This window comes from Pseudoalteromonas sp. SR41-7, assembly GCF_014163935.1.
GTDB classification, from domain to species: Bacteria; Pseudomonadota; Gammaproteobacteria; order Enterobacterales; family Alteromonadaceae; genus Pseudoalteromonas; species Pseudoalteromonas distincta.
In genome coordinates this window covers 63,595-81,830 of record NZ_JACJEF010000018.1, presented here as the reverse complement: position 1 = coordinate 81,830, position 18,236 = coordinate 63,595, and the positions used below count along the sequence as shown (strand labels likewise).

The 18,236-nt window shown below is 41.0% G+C and carries 14 protein-coding genes and 2 pseudogenes; 2 read left to right on the top strand and 14 right to left on the bottom strand.

Translation table 11 applies throughout. The features are described from left to right. Positions 1–42 precede the first annotated feature (42 nt). The 3 genes from H5092_RS18355 to H5092_RS18345 form a co-directional block, all read right to left on the bottom strand. A complete protein-coding gene (locus tag H5092_RS18355) occupies positions 43–756 on the bottom strand; it encodes a DUF1499 domain-containing protein (RefSeq protein WP_182734496.1) in 714 nt (237 codons plus the stop codon). 108 nt (positions 757–864) lie between these two features. Then, positions 865–2,205: a DUF1501 domain-containing protein gene (locus H5092_RS18350; protein WP_182734494.1), complete on the bottom strand. Its 1,341-nt coding sequence runs from the start codon at positions 2,203–2,205 to the stop codon at positions 865–867. A 9-nt stretch (positions 2,206–2,214) separates the two neighbouring features. Continuing rightward, positions 2,215–4,122, bottom strand: a complete 1,908-nt coding sequence (locus H5092_RS18345) for a DUF1800 family protein (RefSeq protein WP_182734491.1) — start codon at positions 4,120–4,122, stop codon at positions 2,215–2,217. A gap of 170 nt (positions 4,123–4,292) precedes the next feature. On the opposite strand from H5092_RS18345, the gene H5092_RS18340 reads away from it, so the two are divergent. After that, the gene (locus H5092_RS18340) at positions 4,293–4,508 is read left to right on the top strand and encodes a hypothetical protein (protein WP_002958138.1); all 216 of its coding nucleotides are present in this window, start codon (positions 4,293–4,295) and stop codon (positions 4,506–4,508) included. Between the two features lie 207 nt (positions 4,509–4,715). Here H5092_RS18340 and H5092_RS18335 read toward each other — a convergent pair whose 3' ends face one another. From H5092_RS18335 to hrpB, 4 genes and pseudogenes are all read right to left on the bottom strand, one after another. Further along, positions 4,716–5,060 (bottom strand): hypothetical protein, encoded by a 345-nt coding sequence (locus H5092_RS18335; protein WP_182695038.1) that lies wholly within the window; start codon positions 5,058–5,060, stop codon positions 4,716–4,718. Positions 5,061–5,075: 15 nt separating this feature from the next. Beyond that, positions 5,076–5,393 (bottom strand): annotated as a pseudogene (locus tag H5092_RS18330) (nuclear transport factor 2 family protein); the annotation flags it as partial. An 87-nt stretch (positions 5,394–5,480) separates the two neighbouring features. Beyond that, positions 5,481–5,909: a hypothetical protein gene (locus H5092_RS18325; RefSeq protein ID WP_024593532.1), complete on the bottom strand. Its 429-nt coding sequence runs from the start codon at positions 5,907–5,909 to the stop codon at positions 5,481–5,483. Between the two features lie 73 nt (positions 5,910–5,982). Further along, positions 5,983–8,409: an ATP-dependent helicase HrpB gene (gene hrpB / locus H5092_RS18320; RefSeq protein WP_182734489.1), complete on the bottom strand. Its 2,427-nt coding sequence runs from the start codon at positions 8,407–8,409 to the stop codon at positions 5,983–5,985. Positions 8,410–8,694: 285 nt separating this feature from the next. On the opposite strand from hrpB, the gene H5092_RS18315 reads away from it, so the two are divergent. Then, the gene (locus H5092_RS18315) at positions 8,695–8,892 is read left to right on the top strand and encodes a CsbD family protein (protein ID WP_008132353.1); all 198 of its coding nucleotides are present in this window, start codon (positions 8,695–8,697) and stop codon (positions 8,890–8,892) included. Between the two features lie 63 nt (positions 8,893–8,955). On the opposite strand, the gene H5092_RS18310 is transcribed toward H5092_RS18315, so the two are convergent. The 7 genes and pseudogenes from H5092_RS18310 to metA all read right to left on the bottom strand — a co-directional run bounded on the left by H5092_RS18310 (position 8,956) and on the right by metA (position 18,178). Beyond that, entirely contained in the window at positions 8,956–11,217 is a 2,262-nt protein-coding gene (locus H5092_RS18310; RefSeq protein WP_182734487.1) for a xanthine dehydrogenase family protein molybdopterin-binding subunit, read from the bottom strand. Next, positions 11,214–11,711, bottom strand: a complete 498-nt coding sequence (locus tag H5092_RS18305; RefSeq protein ID WP_182734485.1) for a (2Fe-2S)-binding protein — start codon at positions 11,709–11,711, stop codon at positions 11,214–11,216. The genes H5092_RS18310 and H5092_RS18305 overlap by 4 nt, the downstream gene beginning before the upstream one ends. Positions 11,712–11,898: 187 nt before the next feature. Beyond that, positions 11,899–12,315: pseudogene (locus H5092_RS18300) on the bottom strand (hypothetical protein); the annotation flags it as partial. Between the two features lie 109 nt (positions 12,316–12,424). Then, positions 12,425–13,213, bottom strand: a complete 789-nt coding sequence (locus H5092_RS18295) for a DUF3800 domain-containing protein (RefSeq protein ID WP_182734483.1) — start codon at positions 13,211–13,213, stop codon at positions 12,425–12,427. A gap of 311 nt (positions 13,214–13,524) precedes the next feature. Continuing rightward, entirely contained in the window at positions 13,525–16,158 is a 2,634-nt protein-coding gene (gene metH, locus H5092_RS18290) for a methionine synthase (protein WP_182734481.1), read from the bottom strand. A gap of 9 nt (positions 16,159–16,167) precedes the next feature. Continuing rightward, positions 16,168–17,241, bottom strand: coding sequence for a homocysteine S-methyltransferase family protein (locus tag H5092_RS18285; RefSeq protein WP_024605362.1), 1,074 nt, complete (start codon positions 17,239–17,241; stop codon positions 16,168–16,170). Then, positions 17,231–18,178: a homoserine O-succinyltransferase gene (gene metA / locus H5092_RS18280; protein WP_002958117.1), complete on the bottom strand. Its 948-nt coding sequence runs from the start codon at positions 18,176–18,178 to the stop codon at positions 17,231–17,233. Before metA ends, H5092_RS18285 begins: the two co-directional genes overlap by 11 nt. Positions 18,179–18,236: the final 58 nt, after the last annotated feature.

Here is an 18,236-nt window from a genome sequence, read left to right as displayed (position 1 = left end):
AGTGTTTGGGCTCAATCGTTAGTACTAGGGCGCTAAATTTAATTATTTTGCAAGTAAGCTGTTTAGTTCATTAATAATTGAATGAATGCGCTCTGCATTTTTTCCTAAATCACTACGCCCTACTCGCGATTTACTACGAATATCAACAAAACGCTGGCTGCCTTCATCTTTAATACGAATTACCACATCGTCTTTAAAACCAAACCATGTGGTTGTATCAGTAGCTTCTACAATACCTGTAGCCGTGTTTGCACTTACCACTGCAAAACCAAGATTTTTAACTGCTTGTTCGCTTGCTGCCATCAAATCGGCTTTAGATTGTGCAAAGCTTAACGTTGCCAGTTCAGGGTATGCTTTGCGTTGCTGTACTGCCGTTTCTTCACCTGCGTACTCTACTGGATTTGGTGCTTCAACACGCAGTGGCGCAATTGCTACAAATTTTGGTGGGTTAACTAAATCTGTTGAAATATCATGAATTGCCGGTACGCTTTTAGCTTTGTTCATCATGTTAAGTGGCATAGCAATAGCCACAACCGAAAACACAAGCGCAATAACACCACTGCTTAGCGTTAACGTTTTACGCATAAATAACGCTTGTACTATAAGTAGCACCAATGCAGCGCCACCAGCGTAAACACCAAATTTAAAACCAGCAAACGCAGTTCCTAGCTCTACAATACCAAATTTATACAAAGGCCCTGGCAGTAGTACGAGTAAAAAAGCGATTAAACTAACTAAGCTCACTAAAACTTTCATTTTACAATTCCTTTATTGTGTGTGATTTTTATTATTGAAACAGATAAGCACTATTAACCAGTAGCTTATACTACTAACAAGCGCTTTTAGATTACTATTAGCGACTAATTACACAAAAAAGTCCAATGTTGTGTAATCAAAGTTACTTAAATTAGGAAAAATATCAGCAAGCTCAGAGCTTGGCACACCAAACCACTGAGCCAATGTGGCAAAGTACTGCTCATTAGCAACACTTGGAATTAAACGCCCGCCACCGGTATCTTGTGCGCCATCCAAATGTTGAGTTAATAGCTCGCCATATATATTGCCGCCTTTTACTGCGCCGCCCATTACTATTTGGTTCCCTGCCCAACCATGGTCAGTGCCATCGCCATTTGAGGTCAACGTGCGACCAAAATCAGACATAGTAAACGTAGTCACTTTATCAGCCATATCAAGCTCTTTCATTGCGCTATCAAATTCACTTAATCCTTGAGCTAACGTATTTAATAAAGCAGGGTGCGTTGTTAATTGGTTGTCGTGCGTATCATACCCCCCCATAGAAACAAAAAATACTTGGCGCTGAGTACTCAATTTTGCCTGTACGCTAATTGTTTTAGCTACTGCTGCAAATTGCTCACTAAGGCTATTATCACTAAATGGGGTAATAAGTGCAGGCGCGCTTTCTAACGCGCTGTTCATTGCTTGAGTGTTATTTATCGCACTTGTTAAGCCATTGGCATAAGCTGTACTTAACGGATGGCTCGTATTGCCTAGTAAGCGGTTCATAATAGAAGTTACGTGCTCGCTACGAGGTTGATACCCTCCAAACGCGTTAATACTACTAATGCCGCTTTTGTTAAGCGCAAATGCATTGCTAGCACTTCCCGTTTGCCATAAATTAGTACCGTCGAGTGATACATTAGCTGCAAACTCATCTTGTAACTCTAAACGCTCTAAAAGTCGTGCGCCCCACCCGCTATTAAGTGATTGTTTTTCTCGACCATACATCCACGCAGCTTGCTGATCGTTATGCGAAAACAAATGCTTAGGCAAACCTATTGTTTTATTTTTATAGTCATTCAATGTTGTGGGAGCGAGTAAAGTACCTACCCCGCCTATAAATGCTAAATTTTGAGATTCAAACACATTTTGTATCGGTTCAAGTGAAGGATGAATACCTACGCCACCTGCAAACTGGCTTTTAATGCTTAGCTCAAGTGGGCTTTCTACCGCTAGGTTTTGCCTGCTTTGCTTGTACAAACTCCGTTGCTCGCCTTCAAGCGGAACGAGCATATTTAACGAATCATTCCCCCCGTATAAATACACACACACTAATGCTTTATAATCACCTAGCTCAACGGCATTAGTCGCTCCAGTTAATGCTTGTAATTGCAGGCTCGTTAACGCGGCAGCCGATACGCTGCCTTTTACACATAACGACAAAAACTCTCTTCTATTAATGCTCATTATGCGCTCCTAATACTGCACGTTAAATTCAGGTGAAATAGCAATCATATATAATAAATACGAAACCCGTTCACGGTATTGCTCTTCATTAAAGTAGGCATCTAAATCAAGTAATGCTTGGCGTGTGCCACTGCTCATTGCGCCTGCAAAATATAACGTGTTGTACTGAGTTAATAGCGCACTAACACCGTTTTTCTCTAAAACATTCATGTCGTCTTGAATATAAACATAAATACCATTTGAATTTAAATCACTGTGTGCTTCAGCGGTACTCCACACTAAACTTGCGTAAAGCGCGTTCATGGTGCCAATCAGTGTTGCATCGTTTGCTATTTGTAACTCTGGCGCAACAATACCTTCATTTCGCAAAGCTGCGGTTTGATAATCAGGCCTAAAAAAGTTAAATACCGAAGCCGACTGCATGGGTCCTTGCCCGTAGCTATTTATTAAATTCCATGTTTTATAATAACCCGCTGGCGATTTAGCATCGAGATTTCGCCAAAACTGTACGGTTTTTAAGATAGGCTCTTTAATTTTACCTTGATAGTTAAGCACTGAGCCAAAATGCCGTGCTTCATCATCTAAATATATAGCCTTTACTACAGCCGCTAAATCGCCGCGTACACCGGCGCCATTATCAACAAACACATTAGCTACTCGTTCGACGTATTGGGGGGTTGGATTTGACGTAATTAATCGCTGAATAAGTTGCTTAGTAATAAATGGCGCAACATTTTGATGGTTAAATAAATTATCGAGCGCTATTTGCAATGACTCTTCTGCTGTATAACCTTGTGGTATAACCTCGCCATTTAGTAAGGTTTTTTGTTTACTAGAATGGTACTCGTCAAATGCTTCCATTGGTTTAATATAGTCACGACTTTTACGCTTAAATGTTTCACTATCGGCAAACGTCCAACCAGTAAATACGCGTGCAAAACCCTCTATTTCGACCTGTCCGTAAGTAGCAATAGTATTACCTTGTGCATCAAGCTTGGCGCTGCCATCTAGATTTAGCTCTTCAAGGCCAATAGTAAATAACTGCATTACTTCACGTGCGTAATTTTCATCTGGGCGAATATTAAGTGCATCGTCTGCTTTTTCGTTACCCAAATGGCTTAAGTAAGTTCCCATAATAGGCGAAAGCGTGACATCTTCGAGTAAGTCACGATAATTACCAAAGGCATGCTTTAGTAGCAAATCGTAATAAGTGATCATGCCCTCAGGTTGGCCTCTTAAGGCACTGTTTTCATCCGACACTACTAATATTTCACTTAACGCAAATGCAACACGTTGACGAAGTTGATCGTCACTTTGCATTACTGCCTTCCACCATGCGTCTATGCGGCTTATGTATTTAAAGTCATCATCGTCATTTAACTTTACTAAATAATCACGGTGATAATTAATAGGTAGCGCTATTTGTTTATCAAGCCATTGCTGCTCGCTTAAACCTTGTGCGTTTTGTATTTCACTAAGCTTAGGTCCCATTGTTGCTTGGTGTAGTAACCGTGCGGCGCTAATGTCATCCATATTATTACGTGCAGTAAAGCTTAGCGTTTTTACACTGCTTGCCCCTTCGTTATCGGTTGCTGTTACCGAAAAAGCATAATCAACAGGCTTATAACTTTGCGCATTTAGCAGTGTTACTGAAGTAGTTGTTGCCTCTAAAGTCCCACTAATTAGTTCAGGCCCTTGCGTTTGTTGCCACACAACAGATGTAATAGTGCCGTCTTTATCACTGGCTGTTGCTGTTAGCTCAATTGTTTGGCCTTTACTTAATTCACTAGGAATATCAGCGACTGACAAAATGGGGATTTTATTTCCGTTAACGGTTGGCGTATCATCGGAGCCTGAACCACCGCAAGCGCTTAGTATAAAAACCGAGCTTGCGATAAGAGCAAATTTATAATGCATGTAAAGTCGTCATCATTTGTTAATTAAAGTACGTTAGTGTGTACCGAGTTTAATGCATTTATTGAAACACAAAATTTACAATTTAACTCTTTATTTTTTGTAACCGAATCATGAACGCCCCATTAATAATGCGCTAGCAGCTGGGGTAAACAGCCAGAGCTTTATTATTTATGAAAACAGAAATTCGCTATTGTTTTGAATCTTCACAAGTTGCTAACCGATTTTTACACGAGCTCAAAGACTGGCCGGTTAACGATGTAAAAACACGACTTTTTAATGGCGGCGATAGTGTAAAAGTGACATACGAATACGACGAAAGTGGTTTTGATTACACTTGCGCCGAACTTGATGACCTTGCACAGAGCCATGGCGGGAAAGAGGTTTAGCAGGCAGTAACATAAAAGTAGCGCCTATTCTTATAATAAAAGCCAAGATCATGCCGATACTCTGCATTTAGCTGTATAGGGTGCTTTACAAAAATTAACTACCATAAAAAATAGCTATGTATAAATAGCCTTACTGTATAAAAAGCGCCATTGATACAGTGCTTCAATGGCGTAAAATTATATTTTTAGATAGAAAAAAAGCTGAAACTATTTCGCTACCGAAACTTCCACTTTCGATGAAGATGAACTCGCAAGATCCAGTACTTCATAATAATTTAAGCCATCAATTTTTTTACCAATAATAAAATAATTCATTTCATTCATCATGGTTGGGTCGCCTAAAACATCTTCTGCGCTTTGCACATCAGAAAATTGAATTGCAATTAAGGCGCCTATAAAGCGCATTACATCTTGAGATTTTAATGTCTTTAAAACTTTATTAACTCCGGCCTGAGTTGACTCAGGTGTAGAACCATCAAATCTAAAATCACTTTTTGTACTAGCGCATGCACTAAGCATTAATATTGATAGTGCGATAAGTAAATGTTTCATATATATCCTTATTTGTTATTCGTGGTACTTGCGGATCATCGCCACTTTACCATTTTCAACTTCAATCACTTCCATCATTGTGGAGGTGTATTCTATTGGCTGCTTACTTTGCGGGTGAATGCCCTTTGCATGACTCTTATAACGAATAGCAAAGCCTATATTGTTAAACACAAATGTATTAAGCAGTGTGCTTTCAAACAACGTGTGCGCACCTAAGTAAAAACTCATACCTTTGCGCATCTGCTCTTTGCCATCAGGAGTACGTGAGTCATCCGGTTGATACGGAATATGCTGATTGCCAATATCATCGGCACGGGCTAAAAGGCTAAGAAATATAATTAATAGAAAGCTTAGCTTGCACTTCATAACGATTCTTTCTAAAAAAGTATTTTTACTAAAACGACTAAATTTATTAATACATTAATTTTTTAGCGCAGCTTTTCTTGCTAGTTCTTTTATATCTTCATCGATATTGTCATCAAAAGACATTGAATAAATTCTCCAACCTTCTTTCACTTTAAAAAATTGAAATTCAAAACGAATAGGCTGCCTATCGTAGGTTACTAGGTAGGTTACATGAACAAAAAGCTCCCCAACTTTATAATCAGAAACCTTATTAATGAAATTAATTTCACCAACAAGATCATCAAGTGAGGATAGCTGTGTTTTTATCTGTTTTACCTGGTCAGGTATCGACGATACATATTTATTACTTGCGTAAATGGAATCAACAGCATCGCTTATTTTTTCATCAGAGTACAATTCAAAAAATTTATCAACTTCTTCTTGGTAATTGTTAGCACTGACACCCGATGAGAGTAAAAGTAAAGCAGCAAATATAATTTTCATTTTTAACATTCCTTATTGTTTTTAATATAAAAACACACTATTTAAAGTAAATAAAGTTATAAAATACGGCAAATTACATTTTGCTCTTTACTCTATTTGTTGCAACGCTGTTGGCTGGGTCGTCTGGCCAAAAATGTTTAGGGTAGCGGCCTTTCATTTCCTTTTGCACATCGCGGTAACTGCTAGCCCAAAAGTGGGCTAAATCTTGAGTAAGTTGCAATGAACGTTTACCTGGCGATAGCAGCTCCATAAGCAATGGCAATTTACCATTGGCAAGCATAGGCGTACTGGTCAAGCCATAAACTTCTTGCATACGCACGCTTAGCTTTGCGGGGCCATCAAGTTGGTATTCTATTTTTATATTTGAGCCACTGGGCACCGTTAAGCGCAAAGGTAACAAAGCTTTTAACGTGGTTTGTTGTTGCCAATCAAAGCAGTTTTGTAATGCTTCAAAGTAGTTAAACTTTTTAAGCTGCGTGAGCGTTTTAATATCTTCTAAAAACACGCCTAGCCACTGCGCTGCATTTTGAATAAGTTGTTGCTCGTTTATTTGCGGGAATTTATCGGGCATTAAATTACTTGCTAGGCTCATACGTATCAGCAATTGTTGCGCATCAGGTTGCTCGTTAAATAAAGCAAAACCGTGTTTAGTAAATAAGCTAAGCCACGCTTTAGCACGCTCGCTCTTATCTAGTTTTTGTTTACTAGGCTGGCTGCTGAGCGTTATAGCCCCGAGTTTCACTTCATCTTGATGAATAAAGCGCGCTGATTTTTCATCAAACTCACAACGAGTAAGTTCACTAAATAAATGCGGTAAAAATTCTTGTAACTCAAATGGGTTAAGTGCGGTGGCTGCAAATATACGCCCACCTTTGTGCCCGCCCATGGTTGCTATGGCTAAGTAATCGTCGTTGTGCCAGTAATCTGCATTTAACTCAGCACCTGCACCATTGGCAAGTAAATAACCATTACCGCGTTTTTTAGCGATGCGATCGGGGTATGCCAATGCCACTAGCAAACTAATATAATGCGTATTTAATTCGCTGTTTTCGTCTTTTACTTTTAAGCGGCTTTGCCAATATTTTAACTGTTGTTTAAATACCGGATGCGGACGTTGCTGCTGGCTATGCAGCGCTAAACTCAACTCGTTTGCACTATTTACTCGGCTCTCAAGTAATGCCACTAAATAAATAGCGAGCCTAAAAATACCAGGGAGTTGGTCATCAAGTATTTGTGCTTTTAATAGCATATGCGCCAAACGAATATCAGCACCAAAACCTAACATTTTACTGCCAAGCGGTGTGAGCTTACCTTTGCTATCAATAGCTTCTAGCATGTTAAGCAGATTACTTGCTTGCCCGCATTGCTGCTCAGTGGGCTTATCGAGCAAGGTTAGCTCATCAATACTGGCTCCCCATTGCTTTGCCTCAAGCATAAGTTGGCTTATGTCTGATGTGAGTATTTCGGGATTGTCGTGGCTATTACGTCGCTCGAAGGTTTGCTTTGAGCCAATTCGATAAACAATGCCCGGCTCTATTCGTCCTGCACGCCCTGCACGCTGCACAGCAGACGAGCGCGATATGCTTTGTGTTGTGAGCTCTGTAACCCCTGTTTTTAAATTAAAGGTCGCTGCACGGCGCTTGCCGCTGTCAATTACAATGCGTATGCCTTCAATAGTTAAACTGGTTTCGGCTACATTGGTGGTAAGCACTACTTTGCGCATGCCGTTTGGTGCAGGAGCAATAGCAGTTTGCTGATTGGCCTTATCCTGCTCGCCAAATAGCGTTGCAACTTGGCAGTTACTGGGTAAATCGCTCAGTGCTTGTTGCACGCGTAGTATTTCAAATTGCCCAGGTAAAAACACCAACGCGCTGCCTGTTTGCTCATTAAGTGCTTGTTTTATTATGTTAGGAATTGCATCAAGCCAGCGACTTTCATCTTTTATGGGTATGTATATTTCGTCTATTGGATAGCTGCGACCGCTTGATTGTATAACCGGGCAATCAAAAAACGCAGTGTAACGCTCAGTATCTAGCGTTGCCGACATAAGCATAATGGTTAAATCGTCACGCAGCGCACTTTGAGTTTCAAGCGCAAAGGCAAGTGAGGTATCGGCTGCAATTGAACGCTCATGAAATTCATCAAATATCAGTAAATCTATATCGCTTAATTCGGGATCGTTTTGCAGCATGCGCGTTAGCATGCCTTCGGTGACTATTTCGAGGCGCGTATTAGCGCTTACTTTACTCTCGCCCCTAATCCGCAAGCCCACACTTTGCCCAACACTCTCGTTTTGGCACTTTGCTAAATAACTGGCAATATTACGTGCAGCTAAACGGCGAGGCTCTAGCATTACAATACGTTTAAAATGCCCGTCACGCATGAGTTGCAGCGGCAACCACGTAGATTTACCCGCGCCAGGCGGCGCTTGTAATAACGTAATAGGATTACTTTGTAATGTAGTAACGAGTTGTTGATATATGTCTTGAACCGGCAGCACAGCTATTTACCCAAAATTGCTTTGTGTGCATTGTAACAAAAACCAAAAATAAACGCGCCGCTAAAGCTGTGTGGTTATAAAGGATTTAATTAAGGGTTACATAATCGGAAATAATTACAGACCGCTCTGTACATTTTTTAAGGATGTGCTCACAACATTAATCATTACTTGCTCAATAAAAACATAACAATATGATTATAAATGAAAAATAAAAATTTAACTTATTGGTACACGCCTTGCTCCTTTTATACTGAACGTTAATTAAATCTAAGTAAGGAGAAACTTATGAACAGCGATCGTATGAAAGGTAATTGGAACGAACTTAAAGGTAAGGCTCAACAAAAATGGGGCGATCTTACTAACGACGATTTAGACAAAATTGAAGGTAGCCGTACAGAGCTTGTGGGTAAAATCCAGCAGCAGTATGGTAAATCTAAAGAAGAAGCAGAGCGTGAAGTTGATGAGTTTGAAAAAACTCACTAATCGCTAACTTCTAAAAAAACCGCCATTTTGGCGGTTTTTTTGTTTAAGCTGTAGGTTATTTAGCTACGCTTTTAATTGGTTACCAATCGGTAACTGCCTAATACGCTTTCCGCACGCTGCAAAAATAGCATTACATAATGCTGGCGCATAAACTGGTGTAGATGGCTCGCCTACCCCTGCTGGTGGTGCATCACTTTGTACAATTTCAACTTCAACTTCAAGAGGTGAGTCGCTCATACGCGGTACGCGATAATCATGAAAGTTACTTTGCTGCACGCGGCCTTTATCAAAGGTAATACCATCGCTGATTGCAGTTGTAATCCCGTAAATAGAGCCACCTTGGGTTTGGTTTTTAACGGTGTCGGTGTTTACAACCGTACCCGCATCAATCGCAACCCACGATTTAATTACGTTTAAATCGCCAGCATCCGACACTTCTACTTCAACTACCGTAGCTACGTAAGTTAAAAAGCTTCTGTGTGCTGCTATGCCTAAACCTCGCCCTTTAGGAAGTTCTCGCCCCCATTTACTCATGTCAGCTACTTTTTCAATAACATGGCGCAGTCTGCCAATATCTAAAGGGTAAACCTCTTTATCGCCACCGTAATTATCGTATGTGGCATTTTGCTCAGTTACATCAACAATGCGACTCGGACCTATGGTGTCTAGTAAATAGTCTTTTTGGTCGCGACCGGCTTTGTGCGCCGCTTCGCCAATAAATGACTGAATAGCAAAGGCATGAAAAATATTTGATACAGAACGCATCCAACCAATTCGTGCTTTGGCAGGCGCATCACCATTTTCTAACTTCATGTTAGGTGTGTTAATAGGGTTATCGGTAAACCCTAAGCGCAGTTCAAAGCTCCCTGGCGTAGTCGCCCCTTCTGAAAAGGTAGAGGTAATTGGTGAAAACGCGGTGCGGTGTAAATAAGATTCTATAGCGCCATTTTTATCTAGCGATGCTTCAATATGCTGAGCCGAAACCGCATGGTAAAAACCATGTTGTATGTCATCTTCACGCGTCCATTGCACACGAATAGGTTTGCCTACTTTCATTGAAAGGTAAGCGGCTTCTGCTGAAAAGTCAGGTTTTGACTTACGCCCAAAGCCGCCTCCTAACATGGTAACGTGAACATTAATTTTGCTCTCATCCATGCCAAGCATGGCAGCCACTGTTTTCATATCGGCTTGTGGATTTTGCGTAGCAGCCCATATATCAACACTGTCTTTGTTGTACATAGCTGTTGCACACGGCGGCTCCATTGGTGCTTGAGCAAGATGCGGTGCGTAATAATCAGCTACGAGTTTATTGCTCGATTTAGCCAACACGCCCATGGCATCGCCTTTATCACGTATGTTTGCCTGTGGAGTTTGTACTGTTTTTAGTAATGACTTTTTAAATTCTTCTGAATTGTAATCGCCATTTTTGCCATCATCCCACACGACTTTTAATGCTTTACGCCCTTGCCATGCAGCCCATGTGTTTTTAGCTATAATTGCAATACCGCCTTTTGGCTGAAACTGCGGCGCGCCTTTTGGTGCAGGTATTTCAATAACATCTACAACGCCGTTTATCGCTTTTGTAGCACTGGCATCAAATGACTTAACAACACCGCCTACTACCGGCGGGCGTTCAATTATAGCCACTAGCGCTTGTGGTTCGCGTACATCGGCTGCAAATATTGCTTTACCTGTTACTAAATCGGCTAAATCTATGTGCGCCATGCCAGTATTAATGTAGCGCCATTCTTTGCGTGTTTTAAGTGTTAGTTTGTCAGCTTCTGGTGGCGTTATTGTAAGCGCTAAGTCGATTAAATCTTTATAAGTAAGCGATTTACCTGAGCTGTGTGTAACAACGTGTTGATTGGCTGTACAGGTCTGCGGGTCAACTTTCCAATACTTAGCGGCAGCGTGCTGCATCATGTAACGTACACTTGCGCCCATTTCACGCAGGCGTTGCATGTTGTAGCGAATACTGCGCGAGCCATCGGTATTTTGATCGCCATATTTAGGGTCGCCCTTACCCTGAATAACAATAACCTTATCCCACGCGGCTTCCATTTCATCGGCAACTATTTGTGCAATCGCGGTGCGAATTTGCTGACCCATTTCAGAGCGATGGCAGGTTATTTCAACCATGCCGTCTGGGCGCAGTGCAATAAATAAGTTTGCGCGCTTTGCTTGCTCAGATGGCTGCTCTAACACACCCGCGAATGCTCTTGGCGCACTGCCTACAAAATAAGTACCAAGTACCAATGCACCTATTGCACTGGTTTTTAAAAACTTACGGCGGTTTAAATCAAAATATTTGTTATCTTGGCTCATACTTCTTCCCCTTGTTCATTTGGGTCAAAATATTGAACACTCGCCATTGTTTTAGCGGCTGATTTAATTGCTTTATGAATGCGCGGGTATGTACCACAACGGCAAATATTTCCCGACATATTACTTACTATTTCATCGTCGGTTGGGGTTGGGTTTGTAGCTAATAAGCTTGCAGCTTGCATCATTTGACCGCACTGGCAAAAACCACACTGCGGTACTTTATGCTCTATCCATGCTTGTTGTACAGGATGGTCGCCCTGCTCGCTTAACCCTTCAATTGTCGTAATTGAACGCCCTGCTGCTGCCGCTACAGGTAATACACACGAGCGCTGAGCTACCCCATCAATATGCACGGTACACGCACCGCACTGTGCCATACCACAACCAAATTTAGGCCCAGTTAAATTCAATTCATCTCGGAGATACCATAATACTGGCGTTGACGGATCGCCAGAAAACTCATGTTTATTACCATTAATGGTAAGCGTGATCATACTAAACTCCTTGGCAAAGCGCTTTACAGGAGGGTTCCTTGTTGCGCGAGAACTATTTTTAATTACTTACTATTTTATACTTACTACTTTTAGCCTACCACTTAGATCTGTTTTATAAAAATACTAATTATTAGAACGTTTTACTGTTAAAAACAGAACTACATTATCAAGCATACTAAAACATACATTAATGAGTGCTTATAACATCTTCAAATAGTAATCGCTCATCGTCTTTATAAACTTCAAGCCAACCTGGTGGTGATGTATCGCAGCCAATAATGGTTACTTGTAGCACATAACTATAACGACCATTTTTAAACGTATAGTGATGATTCCCGCCGCTGCCCTCAAATGTAATATCGCCATTTAGTAAAACCATATCAGGCTTGTCACTTGGCTTTTTATTAATACCCCACACTGCATAACGGTAATTTCCATCGCCTAAATCATCAACACGAATATGGTAGTTAGCCGTTTTCCAATCGAGTACTGGTTTTTCAAAAGTATTGATACTTGCGTGCAAGGATTGCTTACCTTGTTCGATTAAGCTTTTAGCAAGTGTCTGCTCTTTAGTATTTTGTGTATTTACAGCAATAATTCCACCACTATGTCTGGAATAAAGATTTGAGCCCTTTTGTTATTAAATACGAAATGAAACAAAAGCGAGTAAATCTTTCAAAGCCTTCCCTAAGTAAAGTCCGTCTAAAACCTTATTAAGAGCCTGTTATAACTTCATATTCTGCTCTACTAACATTTGGTACTGCAAAATTAGGAACTATATCTCTAGTATCTGGTATAGCTCTAGTTTCTATCGGAAAGTGCCAAATGTTAAACATATTATTTGGTCTAGTATCATAGGCTAATTGATCCCAACCTAAAATTGAAGCCATTCGAAAAGTGGCTAGTTTTTTTGCCATTTGCATATCAGATTTGGGGTTGAAATATAAAAGATAACCAGTATTAACTGCCCCAGTTAATATATCAACAGCCTGTAAACCCCAATGAAGCTTAGAGTCTTGCATTGATACAAGCTCAATTTTTGAAGATGTTGGTAATTTAGCAAGCATATGATTAGTAATAATTTGAATTACTTCATCTTGTTTGGGGTATTTTGTACTTTTCTGGTCTATGTATACTTTAAAGTTAGCGTTTAAACCTTTACTACTTTGATTTAGAAGTTGATTATACGTTGTGTAAAAAGCCGCTTCTTCATCTCTATGCCATTTATGATAAGGGGCTTTTGATACCGCAATAGCATGGAAAGTACACGGGCTACTTAGTACAAACTTTAAGATATTTAAGCATAAATTAATTTGTCCTGAGCTTTTTCTTATTTTTTCCCACTTTATTTCACCTTGAATCCCACTCGATTTATAAATTTGTTCAATTTTAAAATTGAATTCATCTAAATATTCACTTGGAACATTTAAAATACCGATAGTATAACAAGGTGACCCTTTTGAAATTCCACTTTCATCAGCAAATGATACTACATCGTTCACTTCACTCTCCTTATGCATAAGCATTAAATAGCCTATTGGGTTCAATTTTTGAGGGTCATAACATCCCAAAACTACTTATATTCGCTTGATTAATAATTTCACTAAATAAACTCTTTGTAAACATATGATTATTTAGACAAAAAAAGGACTTTATTATTTTTCACAAAAAACGTTTATTAATGCTATGCGACAAAACCATAATACATCTCTATCTAACTAAACTAATTTAAAAACAAAAAAACGAGCCTAATTAGGCTCGTTTTTGTTCTTTGTGTTTACTGATAGCTCACAACTAAAAACTGACCGCTTCGCTATAACTCCGGATCATACCCCAAGTTAGGCGATAGCCACCTTTCAGCTTCTTCAAGCGTCATATTGGTTCGTTTAGCGTAGTCTTCTACCTGATCCTTTTGCACAGCTGCTACGGCGTAGTACTTAGCCTCAGGGTGTGAGAAGTACCAACCCGAAACAGCAGCACCTGGCCACATGGCGTACGAGCTAGTTAGCTGCATGCCAATGCGTTTTTCGGTATCGAGCAACTGCCAAATTTTCTTTTTCTCGGTGTGCTCTGGGCACGCTGGGTAACCTGGCGCTGGGCGAATACCTTGGTAGTTTTCGCGTATTAGCTCATCGTTTGCTAGGTTTTCGTCTGGTGCAAAACCCCAATACTCTTTACGTACTTTTTCATGTAAGTATTCTGCAAACGCTTCGGCGAGCCTATCGGCAACGGCTTTAACCATTATTTTGTTGTAATCGTCTTGCTGCGCGTCAAACGCATTTGCTAAGTCGTCTTCTTCTAGGCCGCCCGTTACTGCAAACGCGCCAAAATAGTCTGGTGTGCCTTTGGGTGCTATGTAGTCGGCTAGGCAATAATTAGCAAAGTCAGTTTTTTCGGTTTGCTGGCGTAAATGGCACGAAGTAGTTAATACTTCTTTGCGTGTTTCGTCGGTGTATATTTCTATGTCATCACCCACGCGGTTAGCCGGGAATAAACCAATTACACCAAGTGGTTGCAAACTGCCTGCTTTTTCAAGGTCGTCGAGCATGTCGTTAGCGTCTTTAAATAAGCTTTGCGCTTGTTCGCCTACTACTTCATCGTCCATTATGCGCGGGTATTTACCAGCAATTGACCACGTCATAAAGTATGGCGTCCAATCTATGTATTTACGTAAAGTCGCGATTGATACATTTTTAAACTCGGTCACGCCCAGCTTTTTAGGCACTGGTGGTGTGTAGTTATCCCAATCAAGCTTTGCTGCGTTATCGCGTGCGCGCTGGATTGTAACAGGCTTAGAGCGTGGTTTTTTACGCGCTTGTTGCTCGCGTACTTTTACATATTCAGCTTTAGTTTTAGCTAAAAAGTCAGGTTTAATGTCTTTTGATAATAAGTTTGAAACCACACCAACTGCACGGCTTGCGTTATTTACATATACAACGCCTTTGTCATATTGCGGCTCAATTTTTACTGCTGTGTGCGCTTTAGAGGTAGTTGCACCACCAATAAGTAGCGGCAGTTCAAAACCACGGCGTTTCATTTCTTTTGCTACGTGTACCATTTCGTCAAGCGATGGGGTAATTAAGCCCGATAAACCAATAATATCGGCTTTTTCGTCGATGGCGGTTTGCAGTATTTTATCAGCAGGTACCATTACGCCTAAATCAATAACTTCGTAGTTATTACACTGTAGTACCACGCCTACAATATTTTTACCTATGTCGTGTACGTCGCCTTTTACGGTCGCCATCACTATTTTACCATTGGTTGAACCTTCTTCTTTTTCGGCTTCAATAAATGGGTCTAGGTAGGCTACGGCTCGTTTCATTACGCGCGCCGATTTAACCACTTGTGGTAAAAACATTTTACCTGCGCCAAATAAATCCCCTACTACGTTCATGCCATCCATTAACGGCCCTTCAATTACGTGAATAGGTTTATCGGCAGCAGCGCGGCACTCTTCGGTATCTTCATCTATAAAGGTAGTAATGCCTTTTACAAGCGCGTGCTCAAGGCGTTTTTCAACAGGCCATGTGCGCCATTCTAAATCTTCTACTCGCTCGGCTTGTGCCATACCAGAGTATTTTGGTGCAAGCTCTACTAAACGCTCGCCTGCACCTGGGTCTGTGTTAAGTATTACGTCTTCAACGGCTTTACGAAGCTCTTCTGGGATGTCGTCGTAAACGGCGAGTTGCCCTGCATTTACAATGCCCATATCCATACCCGCTTTTATGGCGTGGTATAAAAATACCGAGTGAATAGCTTCACGTACTGGGTTATTACCCCTAAATGAAAACGATACATTTGACACCCCGCCCGACACTTTACAGTGCGGTAAGTTTTGTTTAATGCGGCGTGTGCCTTCAATAAATTCTACTGCGTAGTTGTCGTGCTCTTCTATACCGGTGGCTACGGCAAATATATTAGGGTCGAATATAATATCTTCTGGTGGAAAACCAATGTCTTCTACTAATATTTTGTAGCTGCGGGCACATATTTCATATTTGCGGTCTGCTGTATCAGCTTGCCCGTCAGTATCAAACGCCATTACAACGGCAGCTGCACCAAAACGTTTTATTATTTTAGCTTGGCGAATAAACGGCTCTTCGCCCTCTTTTAGCGATATAGAGTTAACAATGGCCTTACCTTGAATACACTTTAAGCCTGCTTCTATTACTTCCCATTTAGAGGAGTCGACCATAATGGGTACGCGTGAAATATCAGGCTCTGAGGCTATTAAGTTTAAAAACTTAACCATAGCGGCTTTTGAGTCCAACATGGCTTCGTCCATGTTTATATCAATAACCTGTGCGCCATTTTCTACTTGTTCGCGGGCCACTGTTAGCGCAGCTTCAAAGTCTTCTTCCATGATTAAACGTTTAAACATGGCAGAACCGGTTACATTGGTACGTTCGCCGACATTAGTAAATACTGCTATTTGTTGGGTCATGTTGGCTCCTTAATTTAAGTTACAGGCTTCAAGGCCTGATAAACGCATGCGTACTTCAAGCTCTGGCAGTTGGCGTGGTTTAACGCCTGCTAAACCTTTTGCAAAAGCACGAATATGCGCAGGCGTGGTGCCACAACATCCACCTACTATATTAATAAAGCCCGATTTACCCCAATCGATAATTTCGGCTGCCATTTCAGGCGCTTCTAAGTCGTATTCACCAAACTCATTAGGCAAGCCCGCATTAGGGTGTACCGATGTAAAGGTTTCGCACACGCGCGAAAGCTCTTCTACATATTGGCGCAGTAAATCAGGGCCAAGCGCGCAGTTTAAACCAATCGAAATAGGCTTAATATGGCGAATAGAGTTATAAAATGCTTCGGTTGTTTGCCCAGAAAGCGTACGGCCAGAAGCGTCGGTAATAGTGCCCGAGATCATAACTGGTAATGTGCGCCCTGCTTGCTCAAAGGCTTCTTCTACACCAAACGAGGCGGCTTTTGCATTAAGCGTGTCGAATATAGTTTCGATTAGTATTAAATCGGCGCCGCCTTCCATTAATGCAAGGGTAGACTCTACATACGCAGTAACTAGCTTATCAAAAGTAACGTTTCGGTAACCCGGATCGTTTACGTCTGGCGAAATTGAACACGTTTTAGATGTCGGCCCTAAAACACCGGCTACATAGCGCGGTTTTTCTGGCGTTTTAGCCGTAAATTCATCGCAAATTGCGCGTGCTAATTTAGCCGACTCTAGGTTTATTTCACGGCTTAGGTTTGCCATGTCGTAATCTTCCATCGAAATAGTGGTCGAGTTAAACGTGTTGGTTTCGATAATATCGGCGCCCGCTGATAAAAAACCACGATGAATATCAGTGATTAAGTCGGGCTTGGTTAGGCTTAATAAATCGTTATTACCTTTAATTAATACATGCCAGTCTTTAAAACGCTCTCCGCGATAGTCTTCTTCTTCTAGCTTATGATCTTGGATCATGGTGCCCATAGCGCCATCTAAAATTAAAATACGTTCTTTTAATGCGGCGCTTATTTCGGCTTGCTTATTATTTGTAGGAGCGTTATTCGGCATAGTTGTTAGTCCTCACGTCTTGGCTAACTAAATTAATATCATACGGTGTGGTTTGGTACACGTAGTAATTTAACCAGTTCGAAAAAAGTAAAAAAGCATGGCTTTGCCACGTTTTTGAAGGTTGTTTGGTTGCATCGTCATCCGGAAAGTAATTTTCGGGCTTTGGTGCATTAGGGCTTTTTTTACAATCGCGCTCGTATTCTGCTTTTAGCGAGTCGGCGTCGTACTCTGGGTGGCCGGTTATAAACACTTGGCTACCCGATTTATTTTTAAGTAAGTAAGCCCCTACTCGCTCAGAACCTGCCAGTACAACGAGTTCTTCACAGGCGTTTATTTTATTTATATCAATATGGCCGTAGCGTGAGTGCGGTACCAAAAAGGTATCGTCGAATCCGCGAGTCAGTGCACCGTGATCAAAATAACACTGGTGAGTAAATACGCCACACAGTTTATCGTCTTTTAAATCGCGTTTTAAATTGTAACGGTGATATAACGCTGCATGCGCTGCCCAACACGAAAATAACGTAGAGGTAACGTGTTGCTCAGCCCAATCAATAATAACCTTTAACTCATCCCAATACGCTACATCGTCGTATTCTAAATGCGCAAGTGGCGCACCGGTTACTATTAACGCATCGTAATTGTTGTCTTTTACTTCTGAAAAATAACGGTAAAAGGTATCAAGGTGCTCTTCTGAGTTGCTGCTACTGCGGTGAGTGTCGAGGCGCAGTAGTTCTACGTTTACTTGCAAAGGTGAGTTGGCAAGTAAGCGAATAAACTGAACTTCGGTTTCTACTTTATTAGGCATTAAGTTTAAAATAGCCAAACGCATTGGGCGTATTTCTTGCGTTTTTGCACGACTTTTTGGCATTACAAATACGTTTTCTTGACGTAAACGTGCAATTGCCGGCAACTCGTCTTTTACTGTAATTGGCATACTTTACTCCTGCTCATAAAAACCGAGGCTTAATTATGAACTGAAAGTAAAAAATATC

What these genes read in the sequence shown, in the direction of transcription:
- H5092_RS18355 (WP_182734496.1), bottom strand. Translation starts at nt 756, where the DNA reads ATGAAAGTTTTAGTGAGCTTAGTTAGTTTAATCGCTTTTTTACTCGTA.
- H5092_RS18350 (WP_182734494.1), bottom strand. Translation starts at nt 2,205, where the DNA reads ATGAGCATTAATAGAAGAGAGTTTTTGTCGTTATGTGTAAAAGGCAGC.
- H5092_RS18345 (WP_182734491.1), bottom strand. Translation starts at nt 4,122, where the DNA reads ATGCATTATAAATTTGCTCTTATCGCAAGCTCGGTTTTTATACTAAGC.
- H5092_RS18340 (WP_002958138.1), top strand. Translation starts at nt 4,293, where the DNA reads ATGAAAACAGAAATTCGCTATTGTTTTGAATCTTCACAAGTTGCTAAC.
- H5092_RS18335 (WP_182695038.1), bottom strand. Translation starts at nt 5,060, where the DNA reads ATGAAACATTTACTTATCGCACTATCAATATTAATGCTTAGTGCATGC.
- H5092_RS18325 (WP_024593532.1), bottom strand. Translation starts at nt 5,909, where the DNA reads ATGAAAATTATATTTGCTGCTTTACTTTTACTCTCATCGGGTGTCAGT.
- H5092_RS18315 (WP_008132353.1), top strand. Translation starts at nt 8,695, where the DNA reads ATGAACAGCGATCGTATGAAAGGTAATTGGAACGAACTTAAAGGTAAG.
- H5092_RS18310 (WP_182734487.1), bottom strand. Translation starts at nt 11,217, where the DNA reads ATGAGCCAAGATAACAAATATTTTGATTTAAACCGCCGTAAGTTTTTA.
- H5092_RS18305 (WP_182734485.1), bottom strand. Translation starts at nt 11,711, where the DNA reads ATGATCACGCTTACCATTAATGGTAATAAACATGAGTTTTCTGGCGAT.
- metH (WP_182734481.1), bottom strand. Translation starts at nt 16,158, where the DNA reads ATGACCCAACAAATAGCAGTATTTACTAATGTCGGCGAACGTACCAAT.
- H5092_RS18285 (WP_024605362.1), bottom strand. Translation starts at nt 17,241, where the DNA reads ATGCCGAATAACGCTCCTACAAATAATAAGCAAGCCGAAATAAGCGCC.
- metA (WP_002958117.1), bottom strand. Translation starts at nt 18,178, where the DNA reads ATGCCAATTACAGTAAAAGACGAGTTGCCGGCAATTGCACGTTTACGT.